Here is a 13,982-nt window from a genome sequence, read left to right on the forward strand (position 1 = left end):
CCGGGCGCCTCCTCGGGCGGTGCGCGTCCGGGCGCGGGTGCGTCCGGTGGGGCGCGTCCCGGTGGCGTGGTCGGCTCGATGAGCGTGCCCGGCGGCTCCCGGGCGGGCGGCGCGAACGGCAGGCCCGGCGGTACGAACGGCGCGGGGCTCCCCGGCGCGACCGGCGGTCCGGTGGCTCCCGGCCACGGCGGCGGCACCGGCTCCTTCGACGTCACCGAGGCCCTGGCGGCGGGCCCGCTGGGCAACGGCGGCACGCGCGCCGGCGGCGAGCCGCGCCGCGACGAGCTGCCGTACTTCTCGGACAACGACCCCGCCCAGCACAACGGCCACCCCGACCAGAACGGCTTCGCCGACCCGAGTGGCCAGAACGGCGGTTTCGGTGGCGCGGGCGGCCAGAACGGCCAGGGCGGTTTCGCCGGCCAGGACGGCCTCGGCGGCCAGCCCGGCTACGGCGGCCAGGACGGCCTGAACGGCCAGAACGGCTACGGCGGCTCCGGCACCCAGAACGGCTTCGCGGGCCCCGCCCAGGACAACGGCTTCGGCGGCCCCGGTGGCGACCCCTTCGCCGGTCCCGGTGGCCCCGCCGCCGACAACTTCGCCGGCCCCGGCGGCACGAGCGGCTTCAACGGGCCGAACGGCCGTGGCGGACAAAGAGGACAAGGTGGCTCGCAGGGCCCCGCCGGCCCGACCGGCGGCCCCGTCACCGGCGACGGCCCGCTGGTCCCGCCGCTCGGCCCCGGCGGCCCCGGCGCACTGCCCGGCGGCGAGTCCTTCGGTCCCGGAGGCCCGGGCCAGGTTCCCGGCGGCCCCGGCGCCCCCCGCACCGCACGCGGCGGCGCTCCCGCCGGTCTCGGCATGGCTCCCGGTGCCCCCGGCACCGCTGGCACCGGCCTCGGCCCCGGCGGTGGCCTCAGTGACGACACGGCGATCCTGACCCCGCAGAAGCCGGCCCCCGAGCCCGGCACGCCGGGCTACCCGACGCCCGACAACGTCTCCGGGCACACCGTCACCAGCGGCATCCCGGTCGTGCCCCCCGGCGCCAAGTCGCCGTTCGGCCCGGGCGGCTCCACCGACGGCCCGCTGCCCCACACGCCCCCCAAGCTGCCCGAGCCGGTCGCGCAGAACGTGCCGGCGGCCGCCGCGCCCAAGAAGAAAAAGAAGGGCCGCAGCAAGCTGGTGCTGCTCGCCGGTGTCCTGGTCGTCGCCGGCGTCGGGGTCTACGGCGCCGGGCTGCTGATGAACCACTCCGACGTGCCCAAGGGCACCACCGTGCTCGGCGTCGACATCGGCGGCGGCACCCGCGACGACGCGGTCAAGAAGCTGGACGCGGCCTTCGGCAGCCGGGTGAACAAGCCGCTGAAGCTGTCGGTCGGCGGCAAGACCGTCCCGCTGACGCCGGACCAGGCCGGCCTCCAGTTCGACGAACAGGCCACGGTCGCCAAGGCGGCGACGAGCGACTACAACCCGGTCTCCGTCGTCGGCTCCCTGTTCGGACAGCACCGCGTCATCGACCCGGTCATGCCCGTCGACGAGGAGAAGCTGGCGGCGGCCCTGAAGAGCGCCGTCGGCGGCGGTTCCGGCTCGGGCTCGGTGACCGACGGCACGATCGAGTTCAAGTCCGGCAAGGCCGTCGCCGTCTACGGCAAGGGCGGCAAGGGCATCGACGCCGCCAAGTCGGCCCAGGCGGTCGAGGAGGCGTACCGCTCCCAGGTCGAGACCGGCACGACGGCTCCGGTCGCGGTCGTCACCACCGGCCAGCAGCCCACGGTCTCGAACGCCGAGGTCGACCGGGAGATGAAGGCCTTCGCGCAGCCCGCGATGTCGGCCAACGTCACCGTGAAGACCGACACGGGCAAGCAGATCGAGTTCAGCCCGCAGAACTCCCTGTGGAAGTTCCTCAGGGTCAAGGCGGTGGGCGGCAAGCTCGTCGACAGCCCCGACCTGAACGCCCTCAAGGAGCTGTACGGCCAGACCTTCGACGGCGTCCTGATCACCCGGGGCACCGGACAGAAGACGGCCGTCACCCCGCAGGACGTCTACGTGGCCCTGCGCCAGGCCCTGCTGAGCAAGACCAACCGCGTCGGGATCATCCAGACCAACCCGAGCTGACGCCAGGCCCGAGGATCAGGCCCGAGAGGGGGGCGACCGGCACGCGCCGGGCGCCCCCCTTCGCCGTATGACATCTGTCATCCGGCAGCCAGGACCGCCGACACTGCCGGGAAGCGGGGCCCGGCGGCCACGATGGTTCGCATGACGACGACAGCGACGGCCACCGGCACCCCGGTGGTCGGGTTCGACCAGGTGAGCAAGGTCTACGGGAACGTACGGGCCGTCGACGGGCTGACGCTCGCGCTGCACCCGGGGGAGACGGTGGCCCTGCTGGGCCCCAACGGCGCCGGCAAGTCCACCACCCTCGACCTGCTGCTGGGCCTCAGGAACCCCGACGGCGGCACGGTCCAGGTCTTCGGCACCACGCCCCGCCAGGCCATCGTCGCCGGGCGCGTCGGCGCGATGCTGCAGAGCGGCGGGCTGATGGACGAGGTGACGGTCGCCGAGCTGGTGAAGCTCGCCTGCGATCTGCACCCCAGGCCCTGCAAGGTGAGCGACGTCCTCGCCCGCGCCGGTATCGCGCAGATCGCCGACCGCAAGGTCAACAAGCTCTCCGGCGGCCAGTCCCAGCGCGTCCGCTTCGCCCTGGCCACGGCCGGCGACAGCGATCTGATCGTCCTCGACGAGCCCACCACCGGCATGGACGTCTCCGCCCGCCAGGCCTTCTGGGCCACCATGCGCGAGCAGGCCGACCAGGGGCGGACCGTGCTGTTCGCGACCCACTACCTGGAGGAGGCCGACGCGATCGCCGACCGCGTGCTGGTCCTGCACCGGGGACGGCTGCTGGCCGTCGGCACGGCCGCCGAGATCAAGGCGAAGGCGGGAGCCCGGCGGGTGGCCTTCGACCTGGAGGGCGAGATCGACGAGGCGCCCCTGCGGGCCCTGCCCTTCCTCACCTCCATAGACATAAGCGGCCAGACCGTCCGCATCCAGTCCACCGACGCCGACGCGACCGTGCACGCCCTCTACGGGCTCGGCGTCTACCCCCGCAACCTCGAAGTCGCCGGGCTCGGGCTCGAGCAGGCCTTCGTCGCCATCACGGAGGCCGAGGAGGCCAAGCAGTCATGAACAGCCTGATCAAGCTGGAACTCACCCGCGCCCTGCGCAACCGCAGGTTCCTGTTCTTCTCGGTGATCTACCCCTCGGTGATCTTCCTGCTGGTCTCCAACCAGACGGGCACCGTCGACGGCACCGGCCTGAGCGTCGCGAAGTACGTCATGGTCTCCATGGCCTCCTTCGGCGCCCTGACCGCCGTCCTGATGGGCAACAGCGAGCGCATCGCCAAGGAACGGGAGGGCGGCTGGGTACGGCAGCTGCGGCTGACCTCGCTGCCCGGGCGCGGCTACGTCCTCGCCAAGACCGCCAGTGCGGCCGTGGTGAGCCTGCCGTCCATCGTGATGGTCTTCCTGGTCGCCGCCGCGGTGAAGGACGTACGGCTCGAGACCTGGCAGTGGTTCGCCCTCACCGGCGCGATCTGGGCCGGCAGCCTGGTCTTCGCCGCGCTCGGCGTCGCCATCGGCTACCTCGCCTCCGGGGACGCGGTCCGCCCGATCGCGATGATCGTCTACTTCGGTCTGTCGATCCTGGGCGGCCTGTGGATGCCGTCCTCGACCTTCCCCACCTGGCTGCAGGACATCGCCAAATGGCTGCCCACGCACGCGTACGCTGCCCTGGGACGGGCCATCGAGCAGAGCCAGGCCCCCCACACCCAGGACATCGCCATCCTCGTCGCCTTCTTCCTGCTCTTCGCGGGCGGCGCGGCCTGGCTGTACCGGAAGGACACGCTGAAGGCGTGAGCGCCATGACGGACGACATGCTGCCGCCGGACGCCCGGCCGGAACAGCTGACGCGCATAGGTCAGCCGCCCCGCACCATGAGTGAGGCGATGCGCAAGGCGCTGTGGATCGCCCCGTGGCTGATCTTCCTCGGCGCCCCGGTGCAGGACCTGGCCGCCGGTCACCACACGCCCGGTGCGACCGTGGCCGGCTGGGCGGGCCTCGCGGCATTCGTCGGGACCTATGTGACGCTCGTCTTCCGTAACATGGGCCGACCGTTTCGCGGGCCCGTCGTCGCGTGGCTCGTCGGTGCGCTCGGTGCGCTCGCCGTCGTCCTGTGCCTGACCCTCGGCGGCGACTGGATCGGCTTGTTCGTGTACGTTTCCGTCACCTGCGGCGCGGCCCTTCCCATCCGGGTCGCGTACTGGGCGATCCCGCTGAACGGGGCCGCGATGCTCCTCGTCGGCCTGCGCAGTGGTGTCCACGACTGGAGCCTGCTGCTGGTGGTCGTGCTCCTGGGATACGCGATGACGGGCGTGAAGCAACTGGTGCGCACGACGGTCGAGTTGCGCAAGGCACGCGCCACGGTGGCCCAACTGGCCGCCAACGAGGAGCGGCTGCGTCTCGCCCGCGACCTGCACGACCTCCTCGGCCACTCGCTCTCCCTGATCACACTGAAGAGCGAGCTCGCCGGCCGTATGCTCCCCGACCACCCGGACAAGGCGGCCCAGCAGGTCGCCGACATCGAGCAGGTCAGCCGGCAGGCCCTCGTCGACGTCCGGGCGGCCGTCTCCGGCTACCGCCGCACCCGCCTGCCCGACGAACTGGCGGGCGCGCAGGTCGCCTTGAAGGCGGCCGGTGTCATCGCCGAGGTGCCCGCCGAACCCGACCTCCGGGACGTCCCCGAGGAGAGCGAGTCCGCCCTCGCCTGGGCGCTGCGCGAGGCGGTCACCAACGTCGTACGGCACAGCGGCGCCGGACGCTGCACGGTGGAGCTGCTGCGCCGCCAGACCCTGGACGGAGCGGTCCTCGAACTGTCCGTCGAGGACGACGGCTCGGGCGGCTCGGGCAAGGCCCCCGGCAACGGGCTGACGGGCCTGACCGAACGCCTGGAGAAGGCCGGCGGCACCCTGGAGGCGGGACGCGTCAAGAAGGGCTTCCGACTGGTCGCCCGCGTCCCGGTGGGCGCCCGGTCCACCGTAGGATCCGGGGCATGAGCCCTACGATCAAGGTGCTGCTCGCCGAGGACCAGTCGATGGTCCGCGAGGCGTTGGCAGCGCTTCTCGGTCTCGAGGACGACATCGAGGTCGTCGCTCAAGTGGCGCGCGGGGACGAGGTGTTGGCGGCCGTCCGGGAACACGGCGTGGACGTGGCCCTGCTCGACATCGAGATGCCGGGCTGCACGGGCATCGAGGCGGCGGCCCAGGTCCACGGGGCCCTGCCCGCCGTGAAGCTGGTCGTGCTCACCACCTTCGGCCGCCCCGGCTACCTCCGCAGCGCCATGGAGGCCGGCGCCGATGCCTTCCTCGTCAAGGACGCCCCGGCGGCCCAGCTCGCCGCCGCGGTGCGGAAGGTGCTGGCCGGCGAACGCGTGATCGACCCCACGCTCGCGGCGGCGGCGCTGGCGGAGGGCGCCAACCCGCTGACCGACCGGGAACGGGAGGTCCTGCGCGCGGCGGCGGACGGCTCCACCAACGCGGAGCTGGCGGCGGCCCTGCACCTGTCCCAGGGCACGGTCCGCAACTACCTCTCGACGGCGATCCAGAAACTGGCGGTCCGCAACCGGGCGGAGGCGGTGCGGACAGCGCGGGAGAAGGGCTGGCTGTGAGGCTCAGTTGAGCATCGCCCGCGCGGTGTGCGCCTGTTGGCGGACCCGCTCGGCGGCCGGTTCGTCCACCGCCGCGACCACCTCGGCATAGGCCTCCAGTTCGGTGGCGCCGGTGAGGAAGTCGCCGCGCTGGACGAGCAGTTGGGCGTGCTCGTAGCGCAGCCGCGCCGGGTGCGAGGGCAGCAGCAGGGACAGCTCCACCGCCCACAGCGCCACGTCCGACCGCTCGGGCCGGGCGGCGGACCACGCGCGGATGTTGTTCAGGATCCGCAGCATGACGTCCAGCGGATCGGCCGGCGTCAGCATCGACGGATGCAGGGCGGCCCCCGTCGCCCCGGCGACCAGCAGCTCCGCATCGCCCCCGCTGAGCACCCGCCCCCCGTCGAAGGGATCCGCGAGCACCTGCTGCTCCTGCGGGCCGAACCCGACGACGAAGTGCCCGGGCAGCGCGACCCCGTACACCGGCGCCCCGGCCCGTCGCGCGACCTCCATCCACACCACCGACAGCAGGATCGGCAGCCCGCGCCGCCGCAGCAGCACCTCGTGCAGCAGGGACGACTCCAGCCGCTGGTAGTCGGCGGGGGAACCGTGGAAGCCCTCCCGGGCGCCCAGCAGATGGTGCAGCGCGGTGGCCCAGGAGACCGGGCCGCCCGGACGGAACGGCACCTGCCCGGCCAGCCGGTCCAGCTCCATCTGTGCCGCGTCGATGCCGGCCTCGTCCAGCGCCCCGTCCGCCTCCGCGCCCACCAGCAGGCACAGCGTCGACAGGTCGGGCCGCTCGGAGCGCGCCTCCTCGGCGAAGCGCCGCCGCAGCTCGGCGGAGCGTTCGGGGGAGGGGGGATTCGGGGATCGCATAGCTGGCTCGTGCCCTCTCACGGCGATCGGTTACCGGCCGCCGCCGGAAGACTCCGGCTCCCGGTAGTGGTGGTACGTGTGGTGCGCGGCGAAACCCATCCCGGCGTACAGCGCCCGCGCCCCCGCGTTGTCCGTCTCGACCTGCAGCCACGCGGCCGAGGCGCCCTCGTCCAGCGCCCGCCGGGCCAGCGCGGCCATCACGGTCGTCGCCAGCCCCCGCCGCCGCATCTCGGGGTCCACCTCGACGGCCGCGAAGGAGGCCCACCGGCCGTCCACGACGCACCGTCCGATCGCGGCCGGTGCCTCCGCCCCGGGAACCGTCGCGAACCACACCGAGGGCCCGCTGCCGAGCACGTTGAGCGCCACCTCGCTCACCCCCTTGCGCTGGTAGCGCGCGAGCCACGCCTCGTCGGCCTCCCGGGACAGCACCACCCCGGCACCCTCGGCCAGGTCCGCGACCGGGGCCAGCGCCCCGACCCAGACCTCGGCCGTCACCTCACGCACCCAGCCGCGCCGCTCCAGCTCCGCGCAGAGCAGCTCCTGCGTGCCCTCGGCCCCGGTCGCGGCCTGGACGTACGCCGGCAGCCCACGGTCGCCGTACCACCGTCGTACGACGCCCAGCGCCTCGTCGAGCGGCAGCCCGGGGTCGCCGAGCGCCAGCACCGAGTTGGCGCGCCGGGTGAACCCGGCCGCCGCCCGCAGCTCCCAGTCGCCGAGCCGCTCGCTCTCCACCGGCCGCCACGCGCGCGAGGCCACGTGCGCGAGCTCCTCGAACGAGGCGGCGGGCCCCCGCCGACGGGCCGGCGCGGCGGGGACGACCTTCCCCGCCACCAGGGCGGATTCCGGGATACGGACGCTCTCGCCACTCTTGCGTGTGATCAGCAGCACACCGTCGTCCCATGATGTGAGAACACCCACCGTGTCGGTGAACTTCTCGTGCGCCGCTCCAGGATCGCCCAGGCGTCGTACGGAGACTCGTTTACCCACGTCAGCAGGGGTGATCCGGACCTCGAGTCGGCCGGACGCAGAGATTTCCACAGGTCGGTTCACCCCTCCTGTTCGGATCATGCCCAGGAACGGAGATACTAGGGGCGGGCATCGACGACGCCGCGCTCCCGCGCGCCAGGCGGCGGAGCCTGAGGAGGCCCGCCAGCGCCCTATCGAGGAGGAACGACAGCGTGACCTACGTCATTGCGCAGCCTTGTGTCGACGTCAAGGACAAGGCGTGCATCGAGGAGTGCCCGGTCGACTGCATCTACGAGGGCCAGCGGTCCTTGTACATCCACCCGGACGAATGCGTCGACTGCGGTGCCTGTGAGCCGGTCTGCCCGGTCGAGGCGATCTTCTACGAGGACGACACTCCGGAGGAGTGGAAGGACTACTACAAGGCGAACGTCGAGTTCTTCGACGAGCTCGGCTCCCCGGGCGGCGCGAGCAAGCTGGGGCTGATCGAGCGGGACCACCCCTTCATCGCCGCGCTCCCGCCGCAGGCCTGACAGGGCGGCGAGCCCCGCAGCGTTCTCTGCCGCCTCGGTCCCGTACGGCCTGATCACCTCTGATCGCCGCACGGGACCGAGGCGTTCGCCGTACGACCCGAAAGTGAGCGTCAGACCGTGTCCGCAGTCTCCGACCGCCTGCCCACCTTCCCCTGGGACAAGCTGGAGCCCTACAAGAAGAAGGCCGCCGCGCATCCGGACGGCATCGTCGACCTCTCCGTCGGCACGCCGGTCGACCCGGTCCCCGACCTCATCCAGAAGGCGCTGATCGACGCGGCGGACTCCCCGGGCTACCCGACGGTCTGGGGCACCCCGGCGCTGCGGGACGCGATCACCGGGTGGCTGGAGCGCCGGCTGGGCGCCCGCGAGGTCACCCACCGCCACGTCCTGCCGATCGTCGGCTCCAAGGAGCTCGTCGCCTGGCTCCCGACCCAGTTGGGCCTCGGCCCCGGCGACCGGGTCGCCTACCCGCGCCTGGCCTACCCCACGTACGAGGTGGGCGCCCGGCTGGCCCGCGCGGAGTACGAGGCGTACGACGACCCCACGGAGCTGGACCCCGAGGGCCTGAAGCTGCTCTGGCTCAACTCGCCCTCCAACCCCACCGGCAAGGTCCTCTCGCAGGCCGAACTGACGCGCGTCGTCGCCTGGGCCCGCGAGCACGGCGTCCTGGTCTTCTCCGACGAGTGCTACATCGAGCTGGGCTGGGAGGCGGACCCGGTCTCGGTCCTGCACCCCGAGGTGAACGGCGGCTCGTACGAGGGCATCGTCTCCGTGCACTCGCTCTCCAAGCGCTCCAACCTGGCCGGTTACCGCGCCGCCTTCCTGGCCGGCGACCCGGCGGTCCTCGCGCCCCTGCTGGAGATCCGCAAGCACGGCGGCATGATGACGTCGGCGCCCACGCAGGCGGCGGTGGTGGCGGCCCTCGCCGACGACACCCACGTCCAGGAGCAGCGGGAGCGCTACGCCTCCCGCCGCGAGGCGCTCCGCGGGGCCCTGCTGAACCACGGCTTCCGCATCGAGCACAGCGAGGCGAGCCTCTACCTGTGGGCGACCCGGGACGAGTCCTGCTGGCAGACGGTGTCCCACCTCGCCGACCTGGGCATCCTGGTGGCCCCGGGCGACTTCTACGGCCCGGCGGGCGAGAGGTTCGTACGTGTGGCACTGACGGCGACGGACGAACGGGTTCGGGCGGCGACCGAACGGCTGGCCTGAGGACGCGCGAGAAGGGGCCCGGGACCGAGTCCCGAGCCCCTTCACCGATGAACCGCTGCGTCAGCCGACCGGCAGCCCCTTCACCGGCAGGGTCTTGCCCGTCGGCAGGCCGCCCTTGGTCAGCGAATCCGTCGGCAGCCCGCCCTTCGTCGCCGTCTTCGCGGTGTCACCGAGGACCCCGCCGGCCGAGCCCGCCGCGTCCGCCGCGGTCTTCTGGGCCACGGGCGTCGCCTTCTTCACGGCCTGGCCGCTGGTCTTCCCGGCGGTCGGCAGCGCCTTCTCCACCGTCTTGCCACCGGCGCTGCCCGCGACCTTGGTGACGTTCTGCGTCGCGGCGTCGACGGTGTTGCCGGCGTGCCCCCCGTCCAGGGCGGTCAGCCCGCCGAGGTTGGGCGTCGCGGGCAGTCCGGTGGCCGCGCTCGCGGAGCCGGCCGCACCGACCCCGGCAGCCACTCCCGCTGCGGTGAGCAGCGCGGCACGGGCGATCCGGCGGGTCAGAGGGAGGGACATGATGCTCCTGTTGATCGACTGGATGTTGATCGTCCGGGCTCGGACGCAGTGACTACCGCTCGAAACCCGCGAAGGTTGCGGAGGCCGAACGTAAAGAGTTGGCAATGCGTCGCATAATCGGCTGCGCACAAAAAAGGGCAAACGGCGCCCGGTCCGAAAGTCTGCCGAACCCTTACAGCCCTTTGTCCCCAAGGGGTGTGACGGATCCAGGAGTGACGGCGCGAAAACCTGCGCACACCACGGAACCAGGGCGGCCCGAGTGACCCGCGCGAGTGAAGACCCGTACTACTGCGCGGTCACGATCCGCACCGCGGCCTTGGCGGCTCCGCCGGCCTCCTGCGAACCGGCCGTGCGCCAGCGGCTGTCGGTGTTCCCGGCGGTCCACTCCCGCCCGCCGAACGAGACCCGCTCGATGTGCAGCGCGGTCGCGTTGGCCACGGCCCAGTGCGCCACCTGCCACCCGCGCTGGCCGGCGGTCCGCCCCTTCGCGGGGCTCTTGCCGGCGGCCACGGGAACCGTCACCGTGCGCGTGCCCGAAGCCGAGGCGGACGTCGGCGTCGGCGAGGGCGTGGAGGCGTGCTTCTTCCGGCTCACCTCGGCCCCGGCCGGCTGCAGCACGTCCCGCCCGAAGTCCCGTACGAGAGCGGCCCGTACGGCGTCGGGCCCGGCGGCCTGCACGGTGGTGGTGTCCGGGCGGCCCTGGCAGGTCAGGGTGCCCGGCGCGTGCCCGGTGAGGGCTGCGGCCAGCAGTTCGGCGTCCGGCTCGTGCTTGGCGTAGGCCTCCGGGAAGCCGCTGCGCTGCACGCGCTGCGCGGCCACGGTGAGCGGGAGCTTCTGGTAGTCGGGCACCTTGGCCAGGTGCTCGTAGAAGACGCCCGCCGCGTACGTCGGGTCCAGGATCTGCCGCGGCTTGCCCCAGCCCTGCGAGGGCCGCTGCTGGAAGAGGCCGAGGGAGTCCCGGTCGCCGTGCTGGATGTTGCGCAGCCCCGACTCCTGCAGCGAGGTCGCCAGCGCGATCGTCACGGCCCGCTCGGACATCCCGCGCCCGGTGCCGACGGCGGCGATCGTCGCCGCGTTCACCGCCTGCTCGGGCGTGAACTCGTACGCCTCGCCGTCGTTCCTGCCCGAGACCACCTTGCAGCCGGGGCCGTGTCCTCCGGTGACGTACTGCACCACGAGATAACCCGCGACGGCGAGCAGGACCACGAGGGCCGACCCGATGCGAAGGAGACGGCCGCGGCGCTTGAGGGTGGGAGACGGCTCTGGCACGCCGTACAAGGTAGCGGAGGCCGCTGTGACTCCTGCCGCGGGTGTGGACAACTGATGAAGGCGCTGGCGGGATAGGGTCTGGGGCATGGCCGACACCTCGATTGACCTCACCCTGAACGCGGCCGAGCTCACCGCGCGGCTCGTCGACTTCCCCTCCGAGAGCGGCACCGAGGAGCCCCTCGCGGACGCGATCGAGGCCGCCCTGCGCACGCTCGGGCACCTGACGGTCGACCGGTACGGCAACAACGTGGTCGCACGGACGAACCTCGGCCGTCCGGAGCGTGTCGTCCTCGCCGGGCACATCGACACCGTCCCGATCGCCGACAACGTCCCCTCACGGCTGGACGACGACGGCGTCCTGTGGGGCTGCGGCACCTGCGACATGAAGTCCGGGGTGGCGGTCCAGCTGCGCATCGCGGCCACCGTCCCCGAACCCAACCGGGACCTGACCTTCATCTTCTACGACAACGAAGAGGTCGAGGCCGAGCGCAACGGCCTCAAGCACGTCTCCGAGGCCCGCCCGGAATGGCTCGAGGGCGACTTCGCGGTGCTGCTGGAGCCGTCGGACGGACAGGTCGAGGGCGGCTGCCAGGGCACCCTGCGGGTACTGCTGAGGACCAGGGGCGAGCGCGCGCACTCCGCGCGCGGCTGGATGGGCTCCAACGCGATCCACGCGGCCGCCCCGATCCTGGCCCGGCTGGCCTCCTACGAGCCCCGCTACCCGGTGATCGACGGCCTGGAGTACCGGGAGGGCCTGAACGCGGTGGGGATCTCGGGCGGGGTGGCCGGCAACGTCATCCCCGACGAGTGCGTGGTCACGGTCAACTTCCGGTACGCGCCGGACCGCACCGAGGAGGAGGCGATCGCCCACGTCCGCGAGGTGTTCGCGGACTGCGGGGTCGAGGAGTTCGTGGTCGACGACCACAGCGGCGGCGCGCTGCCCGGCCTGTCCCACCCGGCCGCGGCGGCCTTCATCGAGGCAGTGGGCGGCACCCCGCAGCCCAAGTACGGCTGGACCGACGTCTCCCGTTTCTCCGCCCTCGGCATCCCCGCGGTCAACTACGGCCCCGGCAACCCGCACTTGGCGCACAAGCGTGACGAACGGGTCGAAACGGCGAAGATCCTCGCGGGTGAGGAGCGGCTGCGCGCCTGGCTGACACGCTGAGGTCCCCCGTCCGTAACCCGCGTAGATCTACGCTGAGGTGGAAACACCTGCAAGCGGAGGGAGCGCACATGGCTACCGGGAACCCCGAGGGCAAGAAGGTGCCGCCGGACGAGCAGCGCCTGGGACCGGTCCTCCGACGGCGGGGACAGGTGACGGCGAGCACCACGGACCAGCGGCTGCTGGACGCGGGCGGCCCCTCGGACTGGGTCCACACGGACCCGTGGCGCGTGCTGCGCATCCAGTCGGAGTTCATCGAGGGCTTCGGCACGCTCGCCGAACTCCCGCCCGCCATCAGCGTCTTCGGCTCGGCCCGCACCCTCGTCGACTCCCCGGAGTACGAGGCCGGTGTACGGCTGGGCAGCGCGCTGGTCGACGCCGGGTGGGCGGTCATCACGGGCGGCGGTCCCGGCGCCATGGAGGCGGCCAACAAGGGCGCGTGCGAGGCGGGCGGCATCTCGGTCGGCCTCGGCATCGAGCTGCCCTTCGAGCAGGGCCTCAACCCGTACGTCGACATCGGCCTCAACTTCCGCTACTTCTTCGTGCGGAAGATGATGTTCGTCAAGTACGCGCAGGGTTTCGTCGTCCTCCCGGGCGGACTCGGCACCCTGGACGAACTCTTCGAGGCCCTCACCCTCGTCCAGACCCAGAAGGTCACCCGGTTCCCGATCGTCCTCTTCGGCACCGAGTACTGGGGCGGCCTGGTCGACTGGCTCAAGAACACCCTGGTCGCCCAGGGCAAGGCGGCGGAGAGCGACCTGCTGCTCTTCCACGTGACGGACGAGGTCGAGGAAGCGGTGGCCCTGGTGTCTAAGGAAGCGGGCCGCTGACCGTCCGCGCGTGACCGGGGGCCGGCGCCCTACGCCAGCCCCCGCCGGGCCACCGCCGGAGGACGGTGACCCGCGATCGAGGCCACCATGTCGAGCACCTGACGCGTCTCCGCCACCTCGTGCACCCGGTACACCTGTGCCCCCAGCCAGGCGGAGACGGCGGTGGTCGCCAGCGTCCCCACCACCCGCTCCTTCACCGGCTTGTCCAAGGTCTCGCCCACGAAGTCCTTGTTGGACAGCGACACCAGCACCGGCCAGCCCGTGTCGACCATCTCGCCCAGCCGCCGCGTCGCCTCGAGGCTGTGCCGCGTGTTCTTCCCGAAGTCGTGCCCGGGGTCGATCAGCACCGACTCCCGCGGCACCCCGAGCCCCACGGCCCGCTCGGCCAGCCCCAGGGTCACCCGCAGGATGTCGGCCATGACGTCGTCGTACGACACCCGGTGCGGACGCGTCCGCGGCTGCGCGCCCCCGGCATGGGTGCACACCAGCCCCACCCTGTACCGGGCGGCGACCTCCGCGAGCCCCGGATCCACCCCGCCCCACGCGTCGTTCAGCAGATCGGCCCCCGCCTCGCACACGGCCTCGCCGACCTCCGCCCGCCAGGTGTCCACGCTGATCACGACGTCCGGGAAGCGCCGGCGGACCTCCGCCACGAACCCGACGGTCCGGCGTGCCTCCTCCGCGGCGCTCACCTCGTCGCCGGGACCCGCCTTCACACCGCCGATGTCGATGATGGCCGCGCCCTCCGCCACCGCGTGCTCCACGCGCGTGAGGGCGGGCTCGTCACGGAAGGTCGCCCCCTGGTCGTAGAAGGAGTCCGGGGTCCGGTTCACGATCGCCATGATGACCGGCTCGTGCGCCTCGAACTCACGCCTGCCCAGCCTGAGCATCCGCTGTGACCTCTCCTAGGACGACCTGGGTGTTCCGGCCTTTCGG

Annotated in this window: 14 protein-coding genes; 9 read left to right on the forward strand and 5 right to left on the reverse strand. The window is 72.6% G+C overall.

The genetic code is table 11. The features are described from left to right. The first annotated feature begins 78 nt into the window (after nucleotides 1-78). From ACWCQ1_RS17950 to ACWCQ1_RS17970, 5 genes are all read left to right on the forward strand, one after another. A complete protein-coding gene (locus ACWCQ1_RS17950) occupies nucleotides 79-2,109 on the forward strand; it encodes a hypothetical protein (RefSeq protein WP_451026879.1) in 2,031 nt (676 codons plus the stop codon). Between the two features lie 141 nt (nucleotides 2,110-2,250). After that, nucleotides 2,251-3,177 (forward strand): ABC transporter ATP-binding protein, encoded by a 927-nt coding sequence (locus ACWCQ1_RS17955; protein ID WP_451026865.1) that lies wholly within the window; start codon nucleotides 2,251-2,253, stop codon nucleotides 3,175-3,177. After that, complete coding sequence (locus ACWCQ1_RS17960) at nucleotides 3,174-3,905, forward strand: ABC transporter permease (RefSeq protein ID WP_451026866.1); 732 nt, start codon at nucleotides 3,174-3,176, stop codon at nucleotides 3,903-3,905. Before ACWCQ1_RS17955 ends, ACWCQ1_RS17960 begins: the two co-directional genes overlap by 4 nt. A gap of 5 nt (nucleotides 3,906-3,910) precedes the next feature. Next, nucleotides 3,911-5,101, forward strand: a complete 1,191-nt coding sequence (locus tag ACWCQ1_RS17965) for a sensor histidine kinase (protein WP_133044747.1) — start codon at nucleotides 3,911-3,913, stop codon at nucleotides 5,099-5,101. Further along, nucleotides 5,098-5,712, forward strand: a complete 615-nt coding sequence (locus ACWCQ1_RS17970; RefSeq protein ID WP_133044462.1) for a response regulator transcription factor — start codon at nucleotides 5,098-5,100, stop codon at nucleotides 5,710-5,712. The genes ACWCQ1_RS17965 and ACWCQ1_RS17970 overlap by 4 nt, the downstream gene beginning before the upstream one ends. A 3-nt stretch (nucleotides 5,713-5,715) precedes the next feature. On the opposite strand, the gene ACWCQ1_RS17975 is transcribed toward ACWCQ1_RS17970, so the two are convergent. After that, on the reverse strand, nucleotides 5,716-6,567 hold the full coding sequence (locus ACWCQ1_RS17975; RefSeq protein WP_451026867.1) for a transglutaminase family protein: 852 nt from the start codon (nucleotides 6,565-6,567) through the stop codon (nucleotides 5,716-5,718). A 30-nt stretch (nucleotides 6,568-6,597) separates the two neighbouring features. Further along, on the reverse strand, nucleotides 6,598-7,605 hold the full coding sequence (locus ACWCQ1_RS17980; RefSeq protein WP_358594218.1) for a GNAT family N-acetyltransferase: 1,008 nt from the start codon (nucleotides 7,603-7,605) through the stop codon (nucleotides 6,598-6,600). A gap of 140 nt (nucleotides 7,606-7,745) precedes the next feature. Here ACWCQ1_RS17980 and fdxA point away from each other — a divergent pair, with 140 nt between their 5' ends. After that, nucleotides 7,746-8,063, forward strand: a complete 318-nt coding sequence (gene fdxA, locus ACWCQ1_RS17985) for a ferredoxin (RefSeq protein WP_004926152.1) — start codon at nucleotides 7,746-7,748, stop codon at nucleotides 8,061-8,063. A 117-nt stretch (nucleotides 8,064-8,180) separates the two neighbouring features. After that, nucleotides 8,181-9,275, forward strand: coding sequence for a bifunctional succinyldiaminopimelate transaminase/glutamate-prephenate aminotransferase (locus ACWCQ1_RS17990; protein ID WP_358594213.1), 1,095 nt, complete (start codon nucleotides 8,181-8,183; stop codon nucleotides 9,273-9,275). 60 nt (nucleotides 9,276-9,335) lie between these two features. Here the strand turns inward: ACWCQ1_RS17990 and ACWCQ1_RS17995 are convergent, their stop codons facing one another. Next, a complete protein-coding gene (locus ACWCQ1_RS17995) occupies nucleotides 9,336-9,785 on the reverse strand; it encodes an ATP-binding protein (RefSeq protein ID WP_451026868.1) in 450 nt (149 codons plus the stop codon). A gap of 285 nt (nucleotides 9,786-10,070) precedes the next feature. Beyond that, nucleotides 10,071-11,054: a heavy metal transporter gene (locus tag ACWCQ1_RS18000; RefSeq protein WP_358594207.1), complete on the reverse strand. Its 984-nt coding sequence runs from the start codon at nucleotides 11,052-11,054 to the stop codon at nucleotides 10,071-10,073. Nucleotides 11,055-11,139: 85 nt separating this feature from the next. Between ACWCQ1_RS18000 and dapE the strand changes: the two genes are divergently transcribed. Continuing rightward, the gene (gene dapE, locus ACWCQ1_RS18005; RefSeq protein WP_358594204.1) at nucleotides 11,140-12,219 is read left to right on the forward strand and encodes a succinyl-diaminopimelate desuccinylase; all 1,080 of its coding nucleotides are present in this window, start codon (nucleotides 11,140-11,142) and stop codon (nucleotides 12,217-12,219) included. 68 nt (nucleotides 12,220-12,287) lie between these two features. Next, nucleotides 12,288-13,046, forward strand: coding sequence for an LOG family protein (locus ACWCQ1_RS18010; RefSeq protein WP_451026869.1), 759 nt, complete (start codon nucleotides 12,288-12,290; stop codon nucleotides 13,044-13,046). Nucleotides 13,047-13,075: 29 nt separating this feature from the next. On the opposite strand, the gene folP is transcribed toward ACWCQ1_RS18010, so the two are convergent. Further along, the gene (gene folP / locus ACWCQ1_RS18015; protein ID WP_358594201.1) at nucleotides 13,076-13,936 is read right to left on the reverse strand and encodes a dihydropteroate synthase; all 861 of its coding nucleotides are present in this window, start codon (nucleotides 13,934-13,936) and stop codon (nucleotides 13,076-13,078) included. Nucleotides 13,937-13,982: the final 46 nt, after the last annotated feature.

It is taken from the genome of Streptomyces sp. NPDC002144 (assembly GCF_053593695.1).

Excerpts from the sequence above, each read along its gene's own strand:
- ACWCQ1_RS17960 (WP_451026866.1), top strand. The coding sequence starts at position 3,174 with ATGAACAGCCTGATCAAGCTGGAACTCACCCGCGCCCTGCGCAACCGC.
- ACWCQ1_RS17965 (WP_133044747.1), top strand. The coding sequence starts at position 3,911 with ATGACGGACGACATGCTGCCGCCGGACGCCCGGCCGGAACAGCTGACG.
- ACWCQ1_RS17955 (WP_451026865.1), top strand. The coding sequence starts at position 2,251 with ATGACGACGACAGCGACGGCCACCGGCACCCCGGTGGTCGGGTTCGAC.
- ACWCQ1_RS18010 (WP_451026869.1), top strand. The coding sequence starts at position 12,288 with ATGGCTACCGGGAACCCCGAGGGCAAGAAGGTGCCGCCGGACGAGCAG.
- ACWCQ1_RS17975 (WP_451026867.1), bottom strand. The coding sequence starts at position 6,567 with ATGCGATCCCCGAATCCCCCCTCCCCCGAACGCTCCGCCGAGCTGCGG.
- dapE (WP_358594204.1), top strand. The coding sequence starts at position 11,140 with ATGGCCGACACCTCGATTGACCTCACCCTGAACGCGGCCGAGCTCACC.
- ACWCQ1_RS17995 (WP_451026868.1), bottom strand. The coding sequence starts at position 9,785 with ATGTCCCTCCCTCTGACCCGCCGGATCGCCCGTGCCGCGCTGCTCACC.
- ACWCQ1_RS17970 (WP_133044462.1), top strand. The coding sequence starts at position 5,098 with ATGAGCCCTACGATCAAGGTGCTGCTCGCCGAGGACCAGTCGATGGTC.
- ACWCQ1_RS17950 (WP_451026879.1), top strand. The coding sequence starts at position 79 with ATGAGCGTGCCCGGCGGCTCCCGGGCGGGCGGCGCGAACGGCAGGCCC.
- folP (WP_358594201.1), bottom strand. The coding sequence starts at position 13,936 with ATGCTCAGGCTGGGCAGGCGTGAGTTCGAGGCGCACGAGCCGGTCATC.